The sequence below is a fragment of the Vibrio sp. QJM3NY_39 genome (genome assembly GCF_057785895.1).
This window is the reverse complement of record NZ_CM173505.1, coordinates 1,425,553-1,444,484: the sequence shown is the minus strand read 5'-3', so window position 1 is coordinate 1,444,484 and position 18,932 is coordinate 1,425,553. Positions and strand designations below refer to the sequence as shown.

The following is an 18,932-nucleotide window of genomic DNA, read 5'->3' as shown; positions in this document are numbered from 1 at the left end:
TTATTGCCCTCGCTCATTGTTATTGTCGCCTTCGCAAGAGACAGTTTTAAACTGATGGCTTATCTCTTTCCAATGTCCATTTATCAAGGCGACGGCTTGGATATTTTGACACCCAACGCCAATGCGATGCAGATAGAGCGAATCAACACCGAGCTCTGACACGGCATCCAACTCTTTTATGACGGCTTCATCAAAATTCAAACTGTCGTGATAAACATCCATACCTCGGTACGCACTCTTATCTATAAAAAAAGCAAACTGATAAAACAGCATGAAAAGAAGCGCGCTGACTACAATTCCGGCAATACGAGATTGGTGACGAGCGATAAAGTGCTTCGCCTTGAACTGACGTGATTGTGGAGCCTGTTGCTTTGATTGCCCAGCTTGTTGGTTCATGCCAGAAGGCTTAAACGGTGTCGCTGATGTTAACTCATCGACGATGGCACCTTTCTCTGAAAACGCAGCTTCAACATGCGCTTCAGCGGTAGATGTTGGCATCGATAAATAACTACCGACCTGTTTCAAACCATTGAAGCTGTATCCTTCCTTTTGAACCGTTAAGATTTTGCAATCACACTCAAACGAATTTAATGCAGTGCGAATGTTCTTAACCGCGACATTAAGTGAACTGCCCGTCACAACCCTGCCCGGCCAGCAATGCTCAAGTAAAAAGTCTCGACCAACGGCTTTTGGGCTGTTCTTCACTAGATGCTCAAGGATCAGACCTTCTGAGGGGGATAAGGTGACCCGCTTACCAGATTCCGAATCAATGAGTGTGTTATTAATCAACTCGATGCTCGAAGCGTCTAAGGTGATTTTTTCATGGCTATTGGCGTTCATTTCGGCGAGGTGTTCATAAATAAAAAGGTCATCAAAAAAGTGTTTGTTTGGTCGAACTAATAGCAAACCATACATAGAAAAGAGTAGTGATAAGTTTAGCCAATAATTAAGCTAAATATAAGCTCAGCGAGTAACAATATAAGCTCAGTGAGTAACAATATAAAATAACAACAAGGTGAGTCAGTCACGTAAACTAACTCACCTTTGAACATAGCCAAGGTTTAACTCTAAACTGGTCATGCCCTATATTAAAACCTCGTCGTCACGCAATCTGAAAACGAGGTCACAATTCTGTTCTAGCGAAATTAGAGTTCCAGTTTGAATCCAAGTTCACTTACCATAACTTCAGCGAAGCCTAACTTTACTGCATTCAACTGATTGGCAACTTCGCGCGCTTGCTCTTCGTTTTTAGCCAATATTGCCATTGAATAGACTGGCCTGATCATCGCTTTTTGGTTTGGCTTCTCTTCTGCTATTTCTTGGTGTTTTAAGTAAGCAGACGTAATCACACCTTGAGCACTCCAATCGACAACCATTTGTAAATCTTTGCTAATAACCTCATCGACAATGAATTGATTCTCAGGCTCTTTCCAAGCGAGTTCTACTGCGTAGTTTGTGAAAGCGACATCCGTGTTTAACCACTTATTACCGATGTCTCTGATTTCAGTCACCTCTACAAGCTCTTTAAATTGGAATGGTAAGTTACCAATCAAGTCTCTAACGTGCTGCTCACTGTCCGCTTCAATCACAAACTTAATCATCGGAAACTTTTTATCCCCAATATAGCTTTGTGATACGAACATATCGTGTACCAAGCCCGCATCAATCAGGTTGGCAAATGCTTTTTTCTGATGAGGCATTGCCTCAAATACAGCTTGGGCGTCATCGGTTTTCCAAGCCACTGACACGCCGTATGCCGCTGCGTGGGCATGGGTTGAAAAAAGAATGGCTGAAAATAGAAAGCTAAAAATAGCTAAAAAGGTTCCTAGAGTTGTTTTCATTGTGGTGGCTTCCTAATTAGTCGCGAATAATTTCATACAAGTTAGGGTCAGCAGAAACCCCTTCAATTTTTAAAGGTGGTAATTCTTTTCTCATCGCCTGTATCGCATCATGGAAATGCTTTTTACTTTCCCACTCTGCAACATTAATAAAACGGTATGTCGCATCCGAGCTTAACGAGCGGTGCAATTTGGTAGAGATATATCCTGGTTGCTTCACCAATACGTCTCGCGCATCTTCCCAATACATTAACGTAGCGGCTTCATGGGCTGGCTCGACTGAAAAAGTGTTTATCAATACAACGGGTTGTGCCGAAACCAACGCACTTACGCTTAGCGCCCCCAGTGCCAATCCATACTTAATAATGTTCTTCATCCTATTCTCCTTGTTTTGGGTGAGCTAACGCTACCACCTAGCCCTACCCAATCAAGGTCGAAACCTGAGATTTAATATTAATTAAAAAGCTAAATTTCAAACGAATATTATTCACTCGTAAAATAAGCGATGTAGCCATTCACTATTGATAAACCACTTGTTGAAATTAGGTTTTTGAGGATCGTCATTACCCTCAAATAACAGGCACAAAAAAACCACCTAATAAGTAGGTGGCTCTTCATTTTAATAACTCACAAGATTCAGGCTAACTTTAAGTGTTTAACCTTTCAGTATTTAACCAAGCGCCTCTCTGAAATACAAACGATCACAACATCGTCAGCGCAAGCTTTGCCAAGTTATAAGCGTCAACATAACCAGAGTGCTGACGACCTTCCCACTCAATGTTTTTCGCTTCTTGAGCAGCACGGTGACCAATACGTTTCTCTTTCAATCGATTCTGAACTCGATAAAGCGTGGCGATATTCAAGAACTCGCTGAACGGAGGTTCGATGCCTTTCTCAATACACTCTTTGTGTAAGATAAGGTCGTCACGTCCCCACGCTGCATAGATTTTCTTTGGGCCACCGAAGTTCTTAATCATCGACTTGATAACAGACTCTAATGGGCGACCCTGTTTTTCGATTTTACGAGGTGTAATGCCCGTTAACTCGGCGCAGAATAGAGAGACTTCGTCTTTTTCGGGCTTAACGTAATATTGCGCGCGCTTCACGATGGTTCCAGATACAAGATCGATCTCAGCAAGACCAATTTCAATGATCTCCCCTGTTGTTCCTACACCGTCTTCGCTCCAACAGCACATTTCCAAATCGAAACACACCACTCGATTGTGATTCATACGTCGCCTAATTCTCTCGTCAAAAATTTCGTGAAATTGTACATGAGCCTAATAAAGAACTCGACCCCAGTTACATCAAGTGCTCATTTAGCCTGCAATTGTGACTCGATTTCGGCCATTTGACTTACTTAGGTATAACATGCTGTCAGTTTTTTGAAGGAGCGCTTCAATGTCTTCATTAGTGCGGATGGTCGCCCCGATGCTTAGAGTGCAACTCAATAGCTGGCCAGAATGCTCGCAATGAGACTCACTCACCGTCTCTAAAATACATTCTAAATAGCGAGACAATGAGTCATGTTCGGTGATGCTCGAAATAATACCGAACTCATCCCCTCCCATCCGGAATAGGTTATCTCCAGACTTCAAGCTCACTGAGATAACCTTAATCACATGGATAAGTAACGCATCACCGGCTGGGTGCCCAAACTTATCATTGATCTCTTTAAACTTATCAACATCAAACACTATTAAGCTAAACGGCTTATCGCTTTGTATCGATTGACCAAGCATCTTATTAAAAGCTCGGCGATTATAAATTTCCGTTAAACTGTCATGATTGGCAAGAAAGCGAAGTTCTTCTGTTCTTTCATCAATCATTCGATACAAGCGCTCTTTCTCTCTAATTTGCAGGTTCACGATATAAGCAAGCAGTAACGAGATAGTGGTACCAACTATGCCGATTCCCGCCAACACTAAGTAACCATTAAATGAAATACATGCATCTATCTTGAAGTCGATAATCCATTCACGATTAGTTAATGTAATCGTCTTTGTAATGTGCTGCCCAGTTACCGCTTCATAACCATTGGTTTCGAACATTATCGGGGCATCTTCAGCTTCAAAACCACTATCGGTAACACGCACATAAACGTCCATATCGCCGACAGTAGATGCCAGAAGTTTCTCAAAATAGTATGTGGTACGAACAACACCAATCACAACCCCTAACAAATTGTCCGTTTCACCATCAAACACAGGGTGGTAGACCAACATTCCGCTCTTAGGTGTGTTGCTGTCTAAACCATCTTGCAATAGACGAACTTTGTCTGAAATATTCGCTTCACGTGTTTTTTTAATGTTATCAATGATCAGATTAAACCGCTCACGAGAAGAGTAAAAACCCAAAACACCGTTGTTCACTGGATCATTCGGATATATATCTGTCGCGATAAATACGGGCTCGCCATCCAAGATATAACCATAAGTTTTTGGCCCATGTTTAGGGATAGTAAACATTCTATAGGATGGGTATTGAGCTTTCATTTTGGCGGTGTGCTCGGCAAGATCTTCTACCGCTACTTTTTGCATCCACTGCAATCCGATCAGGCTTTTCGAACCGTTAATCGTTTGCTGAGCAAAACGATCAAATCGATCCCGACTATCGACATCATTAGAATAGAAAAAATTTGCACCGGAACCGATATAAGCAACATCGTTATCAATAAACGCTTTTAAACTGAGCGTTTGATGCTGTGCAAAGCTGTCCAGATTCTCATTCAAAGACCTATTTTGATTCAACGCAACCAAAACAAAACACAACACCGTCATCAAAAATGTGGCAAAAAAGACAACTAACGGCAAAGTTCGTTTCTTCAACCCTGTTATAGGGTCGGTAGTGTGGGGCATACAGCTTCCCATATGATGTTATTTTGAGTCGAAAGTATACACTGCCGGAATGCTAGGCTCTATTTATCTTTGACTCTCACAATGGGATAAAACTAACACTATTTACAACCCATGGACATTTGCGGCTAATAAACCAACAAATCTCGATTAACTTTCAAGCTAACTCACCAAAAAGCCAGTTTATTGAAAACATTAAATAAAGCCCTTAAGCCTTGAATATGCTAGTATCCACCCATATTTATAGCTTGAAAGTGACCATTTCGGCCTTATGCCACTGAGTTTCTTTCCAACCTGTATATTCCTTTAAACCGACGAATATACCGTTAAATCAATTTTAAAGAGAAATCACTATGATCGTTGATTTGAACCTAATCCCACAAACGTTTGATATGCTTCACGCAGGCCTGACTGCATCAAGCGTTTTACTACTGCTAATTGCCGTTTCTCGTAAAACCAAAGTGGTTGAGAAAGTCGTAGAAAAACCAGTAGAAAAGATCGTTGAAGTTGAAAAGCCAGTTGAGAAAATTGTCGAAGTAGAGAAAGTTGTTGAAGTTGAACGTGTGATCGAAAAAGTAGTAGAAGTTGAATCTAAGCTGGCAACAGCACCAACAGATTCTGCAATGCAGCTACTGTCTATCATGCAGCAAGAAGCACGTTTAATTGACTTCCTAAAAGAAGACCTAGCGTCATTCTCTGATGAAGAAGTTGGCGCAGCTGCTCGTGTTATTCACACTGGCGGTCAAAAAGTATTAGCTGATTACGTAACGCTTTCTCACATCCGCACTGAAGATGAAGAAACACGTATCACTATTGCTGAAGGTTTCAACCCTCAAGAAATTCGCCTAACAGGCAACGTAACGGGTAACGCACCCTTCAATGGCACATTGGTTCACAAAGGTTGGAAAGCAACTGACATGAACCTGCCTAAACTTGCTGAGAACTACGATGCATCTGTGATTGCACCGGCAGAGGTGGAGCTATAATGGAACACCAAACTCAGCCATCATCGCACGAGTCATCTGCACAGACGCATTCACAAGAGCTATCTTCTCAAGAGCAACATCAGGCGCCTAAGTTCAGTGTTGGTATCGATTTAGGTACCACACACTGTGTTTTGTCTTTCATCGACACAACAAATGAAGACGCTCGCGTTGAGGTGATGCCAATCCCTCAATTGACGGCGCCAGGTACAGTAGAAACTCGCAGCCAACTTGGCTCGTTCCTATACCAGCCGCACGAACATGAAATGAATGCAGGTTCTCGCGTTCTTCCTTGGTCTTCTGAGCCTAAAGCTCTGGTTGGTGCTATTGCGCGTAACTTTGGTTCTAAAACCCCTATCCGTTTGATAGCAAGTGCAAAATCTTGGCTATGCCACGGTGGTGTGAATCGTCGTGATGCATTCCTTCCTGCAGGTAGCCCTGAAGAAGTTGAAAAAGTATCTCCGCTTAAGACCACTGAACTGTACCTTGAGCACCTTAAAGATGCTTGGAACCACGCTAACCCAGAACACAAACTGGCAGACCAAGATGTAACGATCACCGTTCCAGCTTCGTTTGATCCTGCGGCTCGTGACCTAACGGCTGAAGCTGCGCGTAATGTTGGTTTCACTCACCTAACGCTTCTAGAAGAGCCACAAGCGGCTCTTTACAGCTGGATTGATAACAGCAACGACACATGGCGTGATGAAGTGAACGTTGGTGACATCGTTCTTGTTGTCGATATCGGTGGTGGTACGACTGACCTTTCGTTAGTTGAAGTAACACAAGATGAAGGCAACCTAAGTCTGAACCGTATCGCTGTAGGTGAACACATCCTACTTGGCGGCGACAACATGGACTTGGCGCTCGCTTACCGTCTGAAAATGAAACTGGCTCAAGAAGGCAAAGAACTGGCTCCTTGGCAGGTTCAAGCGATGACTCACGCGTGTCGCGATGCTAAAGAAGCTCTGCTTAACGATGCTGAGCTTCAATCTGTGCCAATCGTTGTTCCAAGCCGTGGCTCTAAGCTACTGGGCGCAACATTGAAAACAGAACTGACTCAGCAAGAAGTACAACAAACATTGGTTGATGGCTTCTTCCCACAAGTAGCGGTAACGGATCATCCGGTACAGAAAACTCGTGGTGCACTAACTCAAATGGGTCTGCCTTACGCTCAAGACGCAGGTATTACTCGTCATATTGCCGCGTTCCTTTCTAAGCAAGCCAATGCGCTTTCTGGAAATACCGAAGCCGCTCAACAAGATTTCAACCCGTTTGCAAATATGCCCGGTATGCCCGGTACAGAAGCGCAAGGGTCAGAAGCGCCAGCAGCAGACTTCATCAAACCAACAGCGGTACTGTTCAATGGTGGTGTTCTAAAATCTAATCTACTTGCTGATCGTCTTTCAGACACGATCAATGAATGGCTAATTAACGCAGACGCTGAATTCGCTAAACAGCTTTCAGGCCTAGATCTAGATCTAGCAGTTGCAAGTGGCGCTTCTTACTACGGCGCAGTTCGTCGTGGCCAAGGCGTTCGTATCCGCGGTGGTATTGCTTCTTCTTACTACGTAGGAATTGAAAGCGCGATGCCAGCCATCCCAGGTATGGCTCCTCCGATGGAAGCACTGTGTGTTGCACCATTTGGTATGGAAGAAGGCTCAAGCGTTCAAGTGCCTAGCCAAGAGTTTGGCCTCGTGATTGGTCAGCCAGTACACTTCCAATTCTTCGGTTCAACAACACGTCGTGAAGATGAAGCTGGTACGCACCTTGATCACTGGGCTCCAGAAGATCTTGATGAGCTTCCTGAAATCCAAGTGACACTGCCTGTATCTGAAGGTCGTCGCGAAGGTGAAGTGGTTCCCGTGACTTTGGCTTCTCGCGTTACTGAACTAGGCACGTTATATCTAGAAGCCATTGCGACTGACAATGGTCAGAAGTGGCATGTTGAGTTCGATGTTCGTGAAGACTCGAATAACTACTCAAACGAACAAGCATAATGAATCAACGGCACCTTAACGGGTGCCGTTATTTTATCAATGCGATTCCCTAGCCCTGTATTAAAAATATTCCAAAGACAATAATAAGACCAAGACTATCCATTAACTGGTCATCACTTTGGCAGAATAAGGTTTTGTATGGCATCTCCTCGTTTTTTAGTCGGCATTGACTTAGGCACAACGAATACTGTTGTCGCTTACTGTGAAATCAACGACGACCTACAACATGCTCCCGTTTCTCTTTTCGATATTGACCAACTCATCGGCCCCGGTGAAGTGGTTCGCAAGCCCCTACTTCCATCATTTCGTTATCATCCCGCACAAGGTCAGATCTCCCCTTCCGATCTCACCATGCCTTGGGAACCGAGCTTAGTTGAAGGCGATATTCAAAATGTCATCGTAGGCGAATGGGCACGAGAATTAGGTGCTAAGGTTGAAGGCCGCCAAGTATCCAGTGCAAAAAGCTGGTTATCTCACCAAGCGGTTGATCGTAACTCCGACATTCTGCCGTGGGCAGGCGCAACTGACGTCGATAAGGTGTCTCCTGTTGTCGCAAGCGCAAGCTACCTCAACCACATTCGCCAAGCATGGAACTACCGTAACCCGAGCAACAAGCTGGAAGACCAAGACGTTGTAGTCACCGTTCCCGCTTCATTCGATGAAACAGCACGTAAGCTGACACTCGAAGCGGCAGCACTTGCTGGCTTAGGTAAGATTCTATTACTCGAAGAGCCGCAAGCCGTTTGTTATGACTGGTATGCACGTCACCAAAAAACCGCTGCAGACGAACTTCAACAGATCCCGCTGATTCTAGTGTGTGATGTTGGTGGCGGTACTACCGATTTAAGTTTGATCGAAGCTAGCTTCAACTCAAGCAATGGCGATGACCAAGAACTCGCACTCGACCGTATCGGCGTTGGTGAGCACTTGATGCTCGGGGGTGATAACCTCGATTTAGCCCTTGCTCACCTTGCAGAGCAACGCTTCAATCAAAACAAAAAGCTGAATGCGTCTAGCCTAACCAAGCTTATTCAGCAGACTCGCGCCGCAAAAGAGAGCCTGCTTTCTGCTAATGCGCCAGACGATGTGAAGATCACCATGCTGGGCAGCGGTTCAAAACTGCTTGGCGGTACGAAGAGTATTGGTTTAACCAAACAAGAAGTTCATCAGATTGCACTGGAAGGTTTCTTCCCACTTTCTGAGTTCACTGAAGTACCTGACAAACGCCGTAGCGCGGTTGTAGAGTTCGGCCTACCCTACGCAGCAGATCCTGCGGTAAGTAAGCACGTTGCCGAATTCCTAGCGACACATCAACAAGTATCTAAAGCCGCATTGGAAAAGTCAGACTCTGTTGAGTTTGATGATACCAAACCTGCAATTCCTGTTGGTGTGCTACTCAATGGTGGTGTGTTCAACAGTGAGCTTGTCACTGAACGTATTACTCAGTTACTTGGCAATTGGAACGGTGCACCAATCACCGTCTTAGATAACCCTCACCCCGACTGGTCTGTAGCCCTTGGTGCTGTAGCTTTTGGTAAAGCACGCCGTGGTGCACAGCTGAAAATCGGTGGCGGTGCCGCTCGTTCTTACTTCTTACATCTACAAGAAAAGAACAAGATGGGTAAAGCGCTTTGTCTGCTTGCTAAAGGGACTGAAGAAGGCCAAGAGATACGCTTAAACAGCCGTCGTTTCTCACTGACTTTGGGTGAGCCGGTACGTTTCAATCTACTGACTTCAACACACGATCAAATTGCTCATGACACTGCCATTCAAAACAGTGTGATGGTCAATGTCGATGCTGACTTGTTCTCCCCTCTTCCACCTTATATTTCTACGCTGGAAGGATCAGGCACTGCAGAGCTTCAGGCCAACCAAAAAGAGCGTGTTGAAGTGTTGCTTGCTTGTCAGTTAACCGAAGTCGGCACATTGAAAATGGAATGTGTGAGTACGGAAGATGACACTAAGCGTTGGTTGCTTGAGTTCGAAGTCAGAAACAAGCAAGGCGATGAGTCCGATAACTCTAAACTTCATCCAAGATTGGACGAATGTAAGGAGTTGATTTCTCGCCTGTATAGCGGCAACAAGAAAAGTGCTGAGTCTAAAGAGATCAAAACGCTGGCCAAAGATCTTGAGAAACGACTTGGTAAGCGCGAAGAGTGGGACTTTACTACTCTCCGTCACCTGTTTGATTCGTTCTCATTAGGTCGTAAACGACGTCGTCGCTCTGAAGCACACGAGAAAAACTGGCTGCGTTTGGCGGGTTACTCTATGCGACCTGGCTTTGGTGATCCAACCGACTCATGGCGTATTGAACAAATTTGGGGGCTATACCAACAAAACATCCAATTCCAGAACCATCAAGGTTGGACAGATTGGTGGGTATTTTGGCGTCGTGTTGCGGGTGGCCTGAATCAAGAGCAGCAAGAGACCATCTTGGCTGATATCGCGAAGTACCTTCACCCAGGTGCAATGAAGAACCCTAAAACGGCTAAAGATGCACAAGACAATGGTTATGAAGCGATGGTGAGATTGGCAGCATCACTTGAGCAACTTGAAGTGGAAGACAAGGTTCTATTAGCGACTTGGTTCTTAAGCAAAGCGATTAACCATAATCAGTTCGAACAGGCTCACTGGTGGGCTCTGGGTCGCTTAGCGTCTCGTACACCGTTATACGGAAGCCAACACAGTGTAATCCCAAGAGAACAAGCAGAACAGTGGTTACCAAAGCTGCTTGACCAGAATTGGCAGAAAGAGCAGATGATCGCCTTCGCGGCTGTGATGATTTGTCGTAAGACGGGTGACCGTCAGTTCGATATCTCTGACGACTATCGTAATCAAGTGATTGAGAAGCTAAAGCAAAGCAAGGTACCTGATTCATGGCTAACGCTAGTGAGTGAAGTGACTGAGCTTTCTGAGAGCGAGTCTAAGCGCGTATTTGGTGATGCATTACCAAGCGGGTTAAGCCTGATTAATAACTAGTTTTAGGGCTCATTAGATTGGAGAGCTAACTAGTAAAGAAAAAGCCACTTTCGATTCGTTGAAAGTGGCTTTTTTATTGGTGGCTTAAGGCTGATATGTTTAGTCGACTTATCGCTTCTTGGTTAAGAGCCTTAGCCGTATTGCAGTTCATCATTGTTAATGTTTCGTTCCTGTTGGGTTGATAGGAAAATCCGTATTTTCATAAATATCAGATAACTTTTTCGGTTTCTTCTCTTTAGCTCCTTTGTTCGATTGATTATGAGTTTCGCTTAAAAGCCATTGCTCATGCATTTTTGCTGAATCCAAAAACTCTGGATCTTCCATTGCTTCCTTGCGAAGTTTATTTACACGTTCGAGAATATCCCAAATCATAATACTTCACCTCCACTAAGGCAGTACTATAAAGATAACCCAAACCCACAAAAATTCAACCAAGCCAATGAGATAGCGATCTCAATTTCGAAAATTACTAGCTCTAAGCTAATGAAAACCCTCGTCAGAAATCGGCTTCAAATGGCGTGTATTTATCGATGATCCTCGACGATCTTTAGCCACAAAAAAAGCGAGCTCAGAGCTCGCTTTTTATCAATCTTTTGTTCAACATTCGCTTGATTAAGTAGTGTCTTACTTAAGCTCGGTTGCCAATTTTAACGGTACCATTTGTTGCAAACCAAAGTGCTTCTGAACGGCGACGACCTAGTAAAATTGGGCCATCATCGTAGAACAAAAAGTTCTTCCAGTGTTTCTTGAAAACTGACCACTTGGTTTCTAAAACATTGTATTTTTCGTAACAAAAATAAACAGTTACGTCATCTTGCCAATCAATGAAGTTCAGAATCTCTTCTGGCATTTCAGGCTCATCCGCTTCCCAATTTGCCATCCAGCTGATCTCTTCGTTCCAGTTAGATGCCTTGCTTGGCCAGTCTTGCGAACTTAGTCTTTCCGCATCAGGGCTTTGAGGGCTCACGTTCTCTTTCCAAAACTGAGATGCTCTCGCCTGTGTCATTGGTTTAATCTTTTCCAAATCCTCTGCCGGCAGCGGCATTGACTGGTGAGTGAAAATCCATTTTCTTTGGTATTCGTCCAAAGTTGTGTATGACATCAAATTTCCTCAAATATCTTCTCAGGCTGATGGATTTACCATGCCTATATGTTCTTTCGATACAGCGGCGACCAGAGGTCGCTTGATATTCGCTGCCTTTAAATTCATTACTTGTTCTTACGCCTAGATACTATTTAGTCTAGACATTGCGTTTGTCTTCCCAGTTAGGGTTAACTAACGCGGTCAGTATATGGTCTTCCCATTTACCGTTAATCTGTAAGTATTCTTTAGCAAAACCTTCTCGAACAAAGCCAAGATGTTTCAATACACCCGCACTGCGTTCATTGTGAGGCATGTAGCCCGCCATTAAGCGGTGCATGTTCTGCACATCAAACATGTAGTCTTTTGCCATGCTCAAGCCTCTGCGCATGTAACCGTGGCCCTGTGCACTTTGCGCCAATGAGTAACCGACATTACAGGCGTAGAACGGGAAACGAGACAAATTACTGAACGATATGGTGCCTAACATTTCATTAGAGTCAGCATTAATCAGTAAACAGTAATAGCCTAGTCCCATTTTATGAAGCTCGTTTAACTTGATCAGTCGCTGCGCCCAACTCGCTCTATCAAAGAACGCGTCTTCGCGAATCGGTTCCCAAGGTTTCAGGTACTCTCTGTTAGCCTGAAAGTACTCACTGATCATCGCTGCGTCGTCGATTTCAGCCGTTCTCAGAATCAGGTTACCGTCACGCTTATAAATGCGCTCCGGTGTACTCAAATCTTCCATAATCTTGTTCTTATTCGATCAGTTCTTTCTAATACCGTAATCACGAAGCTTATTCGCAATTGAGGTGTGAGATACATTCAAACGTTTTGCAAGCTTACGGCTTGATGGGAAAGACTGGTAGAGCTTCTCTAGAATCTGAGATTCATAGTCTTTCATGATCTCGTCAAGCGAGCCGTCTAAGCTCAAGTTCGCCATTCCAGCAGTCATGGTTTCAAGCTGTGGCAGGTGGAATTGCTCAACCGTTAAAGTATCTGAATCCAACTCTGTTAGTGCACGTAAAACCATATTGTCTAACTGACGAATGTTGCCCGGCCATTGGTAGTTACCTAATTGGTCGATTAGTTCTTGAGTCAGCTTTGGTTTCAACATACCTAATTGCTGTGCGTACTTTGCAACGAATAGCTCCAGTAATGGGGCAACATCGTTTGAACGTTCACGCAAAGCAGGAATCGATAAAGTCAGCACGTTCAAGCGGTAGAACAGATCTTCACGGAACGAACCTGAGTCGGCTAATTCAGAAAGACGATGGCGCGTTGATGCGATAATACGAACATCCGCGTGCATCTCTTCTTCTTCACCAACACGACGAAATGAACCATCTTGTAGGAAACGCAGCAGTTTGATTTGTAGATGTGGGCTCATCTCGCCAATTTCATCTAAAAATACCGTACCGCCATTCGCTTGTTCGAAAATGCCTTTATGACCTTGTTCATGATTGAATGAACCCGGAGCATGACCAAACAATTCCGTTTCCGCTACGTCATCAGGCATCGATGCACAGCTTAGAATCAAGAATGGGAATGACGCTCGGTTCGAACGGTTATGACACGCTTTAGCCAGCATCTCTTTGCCCGTACCAGTGTCCCCTTCAATAAGCAGAGGTTGATCCAGCATAGCCAGTTTCTTAGCTTGGCTGATCAAGGCTTTATGGCGATTAGAGACACCAACAAAGTGTTCAAAACCTAGGTTATTCTGTTCAGGGATTGCGTCTGGCGTGTTCATCTCTTGGTTGCAAGAACGAATTGTCATTACCGCGCTAGCCAGTACCGCTTCGTTCACATCACCACCAAGGTAAATCGGCAGGATCTCAATAGAGAAATCTAAACCATCTAACACCACAACTTCACGATGGCGCGTTACATCGCCTTCAATCCAACGAGCGAAGTTAAAGCTAGGAACGAACGTCGCTAGCGGCTCACCGATCACTTCGTCTTCTTGCTTATTAAAGAGGTTCAATGCAGCGTGGTTTGCCATATCGATTGAGCCTTTAAGGTCAATCGCTATCACAGGGTCAGGTAGGTTTGCCAGCAGAGCAATCAACTCTGTGTTATGCCTTTCGCTTGGCATAAATTGGATTTTACGTACATCCTTCACACCTGAAATTCGGCGAATTTCAGCCATAAGTTCACTAAAAGCATCAAAATTGATATCAGGACAGTTTAAGTAAATAATGCCTTTAACATCAATTTCGATTCCTCTTAAATCAATGCTTTTTGAGGCCAAGATATCGAGCAACTCACGCGTTAAGCCGAGTCTGTCTTCACACAATACTTCAAGACGCACAAATAGTCCTATTATAGGTGTCAGGATAAGTTGACAGTAGTGTGGATTAAGCTCTGAGTTCAGTCAAGAAGAAGAGTAAACATATGTTTACTCTTCTTCACCAAACGACTTAAGCCAGTGTCTGGAATTTGTTGACCATTACAGATGAACAAATTTCGGACTCTGTATTTCAAAGCTATACGCTTTTACTTCAAACCAGTGCGTTCTTGTTTCAACGTAATGCGCATTTATTTCAAACCGGTGCGCTCTTATTTCAAAGTAATGCGCTTTATTTCAGAAAGGACGGCTTTACGAAGGTCAGATAATTTTACTTTTCGCTCATTATGCCAAGGCATAGGACGCAGCAATGTCATGGCTTTTAAACCCAGTCTCGCAGTGAGAATACCGACACCTAGCCCCTGCCCTGCTCGAGCCGAAACCTTGCCTGCAAGATCCATCGAGACGAGGTCCATACTCGCGTCTATCGCGAGTTCACTAGCACCTGCCGCTGCCATGTTGATCAACACCAACTTGAACAACTTAATACGCGACCAGTAACCAAGCTCAATGCCATACACATCAGCAAGCTTGTCTATCATGGTGAAATTGCGCCACGCCACCAGCAACATATCGGCAGCCGCCAATGGGCTCACAGCAACCAAAGCGGCCGATTCGGTCGAGAACTTAGTGACAATTTGAGTCGCCACTTTATCTTGTTGGGCAACAACGAGTGCATCATACATATCCAAGACTTCAGCATCGCTGTGCGCAGGGTTAATGCTGTTTCGCCATTTATCATAAGCGGGTGATTCAGCGACAATACCGCCCTGCTTCGCAATGTGTTCACAGAACGCTTTGCCTTTACCGACACTTTGGCTTTGCAGTAGCTCTTCACTCTGCTCTTGCACACTGAAATGATCTTTCAATGAGCGTAACTTCCACAGCTCTTTGCCTATTGCACCCAAGCCTAATGAAGCAATGGCAGCAATAAAGCCGGCCCAACCTAACGCGAGCCAGTCTGCTGTTTGAATCGCGGTAATGACAGAGTCAATTGCTTGCCAACCGACTAAACCGGAGAAAGCGACTAACAAGCCAGTTCCAAACCACTTCTTCTTTTTGCTCGGTCGAATCACTTGTTCCAATTGTTGCTCAGCATCACCATCAAGATCGGTTTCTACTTGTGGTGTAACGGGCACAAACTTTTCTTGTTCGGTAAACAGTTTTTGAGCACCCAAGTCTGGGTTAACTTCATTCTTATCCGGCTCATCGAATGAGGTCTTCAAAGGTTCATCAAAGACCTGTTTTGTTTTTAATTCACTCATTTTGATTGCCTCAATTACTTCAACTTGTCGCCAATGAGATACTCTAAAACCTTGTCGACTCTCAGATGCTGACAAGGCTCGTCAGAGTGCTGTTCAATCGGCCTAAAGCTTGTGAAATCAAACTGGTTGGTTTCCCAATACTGTTTGTTTGGCAGTTTACGCGGTACCTCTCCCGGATACATGGTCTGAGGTACGTTATCTAAAGTCACACCTTGCAATGCGGGGACATTGTCTGAACCTGACGAGATATAACCCGCACTCGTCGCTTGAATAGACGCGATACTCATGCAGCTCATGTCGATGTGTTCAAACGCCGCCTGTTGCCAAGCAGGATGCACCATCTGTTGTAACAGCGATACCAAGTTCGGGTGTTGATCCGGTGTCACGTGGTCAGCCTTGGTGGCTGCAAACAAGATCTTGTCGATCTTCGGCGCGAATAAGCGTCTTAAGATATTGCTTCGCCCGTACTTAAAGCTCTTTAATAGCTGCTCTAATGCGCCACGCATATCCATGAAAGAGTCATAGCCCGCATTGAGCGGCTGTAAGCAATCCACCAGCACGATTTGTCTGTCGAACGTCGCGAAGTGATTCTTGTAAAACGCTTTTACGACCTTTTGTTGATACTCTTCATAACGCGCTTTTAAAACCGCATAGTTACTTGTTTTTGAGAACTTGCCCTCAGGTGCAGTGCACGGAAAAAATTGCAGTACAGGCGCACCTTCAAGCTCACCCGGCAATACGAATCGACCCGGCTGCACCCAGTGCAACCCGTTATCCTTACAAGTATGAAGATACTGAGTATAGCTATCGGCAATAGCGACCAGTTTCTTTTCGTCTGCTTCGGCTAACAAGTCAACGTCACCACGCATTGCGTTCCACTGTTGCGAGTAGGTTTCTCTATCGCCTTTTAGTGCTGCAAATTGAGACTGACTCCAAGTATCAAAATCCATATCCAGCAAAGGTAAATCAAGTAGCCACTCTCCCGGATAATCAACAATATCGAGATAAAGGGTGCTGTTTTTGCTCAGCAGCTTCTTTGCGCCTTTGGCTGGCTTATATTTGATTGCTAGACGAATCTCACTGACATCGCGCGTCGGCACTGGCCATTCTGGTGGCTGCGCATTCAAAGATTCCATCGCTTCATCATAAGAGAAGCGTGGGATCATCATGTTGTGTTGAGGAATGCGCTTAGCGCCAATAATTCTCCCGTCTCTCGCCGATGCAAGTAGAGGCAGGTTTTTGTGGGTAGACGTATGAAGCAGCTGATTAACCAGCGAAGTAATGAATGCTGTCTTACCCGCACGAGAAAGCCCCGTGACCGCTACTCGAATGTGAGAATCCGTTCCTCTGCTTATAAAGTCACTCATTTCTTGAGTTAGGTGTTTCATTTGAACGACTCCGTGATAGTTAGGCTGGATTGCTGACTCACCAAGAGCGCAATCATTTGGAAAAATAGCCTACTTATTTATTCCAATCGGAATATCTTAAATACTGATGTTTTTGCTTATGGTGATAAGTATGCACTACACATTCTTAATGCTAGATGAATAAAAGCCCCTGACTACATTCATAATCAGGGGCTTTAGAATTTTTCTGCGATATCCGACGTTTAATCGTCTTCAATCAACTTGTAGATAACAAACAGCGCAATCTCTGCAATTAGCCAAAGCGCACAAGTAATTGTCACGTATTTATTATCAAAGATACTGATCCCTTTCAAGATCAGGTCGTAACCAACAAAAGCACCAATCACCACTGCCAAGATAATCTGTAGGATCTGAATAAAACGAGGCATTCCTCTCTCCTATGTTCTTATATCAAACTATGTGTTTATCACTATATCATTGATAATAAGACAAAAGTGCAAATAATGCTGCACTTTTGTCTTCAACTTTCTGTCAAGAATTGCAATTCAAACGCTGAAGCTAGCGCCTGTTACGACTTTTGACTTCGGTAAATTATACTTTTTCAGCTTCAGCAATTTTCACTTTCCACGTATCAGGGCCGATCTGGTGCGCGTTCACGCCGTTAGAGTCAACCGCGACCGTTACCGGCATGTCTTCAACTTCAAACTCGTAAATCGCTTCCATACCGAGATCTTCAAACGCAACCACGCGTGCTTTTTTAATTGCTTTCGCGACTAAATAAGCTGCACCGCCAACCGCCATCAGGTAAACCGATTTATGTTGTTTGATTGACTCTACCGTTGCAGGGCCACGTTCTGCTTTACCAATCATGCCCATAATGCCGGTTTCTTCTAGCATCATGTCAGTGAACTTATCCATACGAGTCGATGTTGTTGGGCCAGCAGGGCCTACCGCCTCATCGCGTACCGCATCAACAGGGCCTACGTAGTAAATGAACTTACCTTTCAGGTCGACGCCTTCTGGTAAACCTTCACCACTTTCAAGCATGCCTTGAATACGCTTATGAGCAGCATCACGACCGGTTAATATCTTGCCTGATAGAAGAACCGTTTCGCCAGTCTTCCACTCTTGAACGTCTTCTTTGGTAATTTCATCAAGGTTAACACGGCGTGTATTCGCGCCAGCTTCCCAAGTAATGTCTGGCCACTCTTCTAACTTAGGTGGTGTCAGCTCTGCAGGGCCGCTGCCGTCTAACGTGAAGTGAACGTGACGCGTTGCTGCACAGTTCGGGATCAAGCAAACAGGCTTAGAGGCTGCATGCGTAGGCGCTGTTTTGATTTTAACGTCAACCACAGTCGTTAGACCGCCAAGACCTTGAGCACCGATACCCAGTTTGTTTACACGGTTGAAGATGTCTAAACGAAGCTCTTCTTCAGCGTTCTCTGGACCTTTGTCGATAAGATCTTGGATGTCGATGTGTTCCATCAGAGATTCTTTCGCTAGTACCGCTGCTTTTTCAGCTGTACCGCCAATGCCTATACCTAGCATGCCCGGTGGACACCAACCAGCACCCATCGTTGGCAGCGTTTTCTCTACCCACTCTGCAATGTCATCAGAAGGATTTAGCATGACCATCTTGGTTTTGTTCTCAGAACCGCCGCCTTTAGCCGCGATTTGAATTTCAACTTTATTACCTGGAACCATATTAATGTGAACAACCGCTGGTGTGTTGTCTTTTGTATTAATACGCTTACCTGCAGGGTCCATTAGGACAGATGCACGCAATGGGTTATCTGGATTGTTGTAAGCTTGACGAACGCCTTCATCAACCATCTGCTGTACTGTTTGATCCGTTTCCCACCTAACATCCATACCGATGTTCACGAAACAAGTAACAATACCCGTATCCTGACAAATTGGACGATGACCTTCCGCAGACATGCGCGAGTTAATCAGAATCTGAGCGATAGCATCTTTTGCTGCTTGGCTCTCTTCTTTCTCATACGCTTTTTCTAGGGCTTGGACAAAATCTAAAGGGTGATAATAAGAAATGTACTGAAGTGCGTCAGCGACACTGCTGATCACATCTTGCTTACGAATAACCGTCATTGCATGCCTCTTTATTGTTCTGGTTCCATGTGGGGTCTTGGTTTGACTGTTTTTGTCTAACCGGGTTAGTTGGCTTAGCTTTTTATTATGTTGAGCTGTATTTAGTTGCTT

Annotated in this window: 16 protein-coding genes; 3 read left to right on the top strand and 13 right to left on the bottom strand. The window is 44.5% G+C overall.

Annotation, left to right across the window (positions count from 1 at the left end; translation table 11 throughout):
- The 5 genes from AC3CHU_RS06515 to AC3CHU_RS06495 all read right to left on the bottom strand — a co-directional run bounded on the left by AC3CHU_RS06515 (position 1) and on the right by AC3CHU_RS06495 (position 4,696).
- The gene (locus tag AC3CHU_RS06515) at positions 1-705 is read right to left on the bottom strand and encodes a winged helix-turn-helix domain-containing protein (RefSeq protein ID WP_488525473.1); all 705 of its coding nucleotides are present in this window, start codon (positions 703-705) and stop codon (positions 1-3) included.
- 440 nt (positions 706-1,145) lie between these two features.
- Positions 1,146-1,841, bottom strand: coding sequence for a hypothetical protein (locus tag AC3CHU_RS06510; protein WP_474355600.1), 696 nt, complete (start codon positions 1,839-1,841; stop codon positions 1,146-1,148).
- Positions 1,842-1,857: 16 nt separating this feature from the next.
- Positions 1,858-2,214, bottom strand: coding sequence for an antibiotic biosynthesis monooxygenase family protein (locus AC3CHU_RS06505; protein WP_488525266.1), 357 nt, complete (start codon positions 2,212-2,214; stop codon positions 1,858-1,860).
- 325 nt (positions 2,215-2,539) lie between these two features.
- The gene (locus tag AC3CHU_RS06500; RefSeq protein ID WP_004734743.1) at positions 2,540-3,070 is read right to left on the bottom strand and encodes a 3'-5' exonuclease; all 531 of its coding nucleotides are present in this window, start codon (positions 3,068-3,070) and stop codon (positions 2,540-2,542) included.
- Between the two features lie 87 nt (positions 3,071-3,157).
- On the bottom strand, positions 3,158-4,696 hold the full coding sequence (locus AC3CHU_RS06495) for a sensor domain-containing diguanylate cyclase (RefSeq protein ID WP_146458133.1): 1,539 nt from the start codon (positions 4,694-4,696) through the stop codon (positions 3,158-3,160).
- Between the two features lie 350 nt (positions 4,697-5,046).
- On the opposite strand from AC3CHU_RS06495, the gene AC3CHU_RS06490 reads away from it, so the two are divergent.
- From AC3CHU_RS06490 to AC3CHU_RS06480, 3 genes are all read left to right on the top strand, one after another.
- Complete coding sequence (locus AC3CHU_RS06490; protein WP_488518719.1) at positions 5,047-5,679, top strand: DUF2760 domain-containing protein; 633 nt, start codon at positions 5,047-5,049, stop codon at positions 5,677-5,679.
- Positions 5,679-7,673, top strand: coding sequence for an Hsp70 family protein (locus AC3CHU_RS06485; RefSeq protein ID WP_488525265.1), 1,995 nt, complete (start codon positions 5,679-5,681; stop codon positions 7,671-7,673). The genes AC3CHU_RS06490 and AC3CHU_RS06485 overlap by 1 nt, the downstream gene beginning before the upstream one ends.
- Before the next feature lie 138 nt (positions 7,674-7,811).
- Positions 7,812-10,652: an Hsp70 family protein gene (locus AC3CHU_RS06480; RefSeq protein ID WP_488525264.1), complete on the top strand. Its 2,841-nt coding sequence runs from the start codon at positions 7,812-7,814 to the stop codon at positions 10,650-10,652.
- 156 nt (positions 10,653-10,808) lie between these two features.
- Here AC3CHU_RS06480 and AC3CHU_RS06475 read toward each other — a convergent pair whose 3' ends face one another.
- From AC3CHU_RS06475 to AC3CHU_RS06440, 8 genes are all read right to left on the bottom strand, one after another.
- Positions 10,809-11,024, bottom strand: a complete 216-nt coding sequence (locus AC3CHU_RS06475; RefSeq protein WP_488525263.1) for a hypothetical protein — start codon at positions 11,022-11,024, stop codon at positions 10,809-10,811.
- Between the two features lie 256 nt (positions 11,025-11,280).
- Positions 11,281-11,754 carry a DUF2947 domain-containing protein gene (locus tag AC3CHU_RS06470; protein WP_004734736.1) on the bottom strand — a complete coding sequence of 158 codons (474 nt, stop codon included), beginning with the start codon at positions 11,752-11,754 and terminating at the stop codon, positions 11,281-11,283.
- A gap of 139 nt (positions 11,755-11,893) precedes the next feature.
- Positions 11,894-12,481, bottom strand: a complete 588-nt coding sequence (gene rimJ / locus AC3CHU_RS06465; protein ID WP_237299385.1) for a ribosomal protein S5-alanine N-acetyltransferase — start codon at positions 12,479-12,481, stop codon at positions 11,894-11,896.
- Between the two features lie 18 nt (positions 12,482-12,499).
- Positions 12,500-14,044 carry a transcriptional regulator TyrR gene (tyrR, locus tag AC3CHU_RS06460; protein ID WP_017077872.1) on the bottom strand — a complete coding sequence of 515 codons (1,545 nt, stop codon included), beginning with the start codon at positions 14,042-14,044 and terminating at the stop codon, positions 12,500-12,502.
- 248 nt (positions 14,045-14,292) lie between these two features.
- Positions 14,293-15,345 carry a YcjF family protein gene (locus tag AC3CHU_RS06455; protein ID WP_488525262.1) on the bottom strand — a complete coding sequence of 351 codons (1,053 nt, stop codon included), beginning with the start codon at positions 15,343-15,345 and terminating at the stop codon, positions 14,293-14,295.
- 14 nt (positions 15,346-15,359) lie between these two features.
- Positions 15,360-16,733, bottom strand: coding sequence for a YcjX family GTP-binding protein (locus AC3CHU_RS06450; protein WP_054546554.1), 1,374 nt, complete (start codon positions 16,731-16,733; stop codon positions 15,360-15,362).
- 221 nt (positions 16,734-16,954) lie between these two features.
- Complete coding sequence (locus tag AC3CHU_RS06445; RefSeq protein ID WP_004734731.1) at positions 16,955-17,140, bottom strand: hypothetical protein; 186 nt, start codon at positions 17,138-17,140, stop codon at positions 16,955-16,957.
- 163 nt (positions 17,141-17,303) lie between these two features.
- Entirely contained in the window at positions 17,304-18,821 is a 1,518-nt protein-coding gene (locus tag AC3CHU_RS06440) for a fumarate hydratase (RefSeq protein WP_488525261.1), read from the bottom strand.
- Positions 18,822-18,932: the final 111 nt, after the last annotated feature.

Bases quoted from the DNA above. Each gene is read 5' to 3' on its own strand.
- AC3CHU_RS06510 (WP_474355600.1), bottom strand. From the start codon at position 1,841: ATGAAAACAACTCTAGGAACCTTTTTAGCTATTTTTAGCTTTCTATTT.
- AC3CHU_RS06505 (WP_488525266.1), bottom strand. From the start codon at position 2,214: ATGAAGAACATTATTAAGTATGGATTGGCACTGGGGGCGCTAAGCGTA.
- AC3CHU_RS06500 (WP_004734743.1), bottom strand. From the start codon at position 3,070: ATGAATCACAATCGAGTGGTGTGTTTCGATTTGGAAATGTGCTGTTGG.
- AC3CHU_RS06495 (WP_146458133.1), bottom strand. From the start codon at position 4,696: ATGCCCCACACTACCGACCCTATAACAGGGTTGAAGAAACGAACTTTG.
- AC3CHU_RS06490 (WP_488518719.1), top strand. From the start codon at position 5,047: ATGATCGTTGATTTGAACCTAATCCCACAAACGTTTGATATGCTTCAC.
- AC3CHU_RS06485 (WP_488525265.1), top strand. From the start codon at position 5,679: ATGGAACACCAAACTCAGCCATCATCGCACGAGTCATCTGCACAGACG.
- AC3CHU_RS06480 (WP_488525264.1), top strand. From the start codon at position 7,812: ATGGCATCTCCTCGTTTTTTAGTCGGCATTGACTTAGGCACAACGAAT.
- AC3CHU_RS06475 (WP_488525263.1), bottom strand. From the start codon at position 11,024: ATGATTTGGGATATTCTCGAACGTGTAAATAAACTTCGCAAGGAAGCA.
- AC3CHU_RS06470 (WP_004734736.1), bottom strand. From the start codon at position 11,754: ATGTCATACACAACTTTGGACGAATACCAAAGAAAATGGATTTTCACT.
- rimJ (WP_237299385.1), bottom strand. From the start codon at position 12,481: ATGGAAGATTTGAGTACACCGGAGCGCATTTATAAGCGTGACGGTAAC.
- AC3CHU_RS06455 (WP_488525262.1), bottom strand. From the start codon at position 15,345: ATGAGTGAATTAAAAACAAAACAGGTCTTTGATGAACCTTTGAAGACC.
- AC3CHU_RS06450 (WP_054546554.1), bottom strand. From the start codon at position 16,733: ATGAAACACCTAACTCAAGAAATGAGTGACTTTATAAGCAGAGGAACG.
- AC3CHU_RS06445 (WP_004734731.1), bottom strand. From the start codon at position 17,140: ATGCCTCGTTTTATTCAGATCCTACAGATTATCTTGGCAGTGGTGATT.
- AC3CHU_RS06440 (WP_488525261.1), bottom strand. From the start codon at position 18,821: ATGACGGTTATTCGTAAGCAAGATGTGATCAGCAGTGTCGCTGACGCA.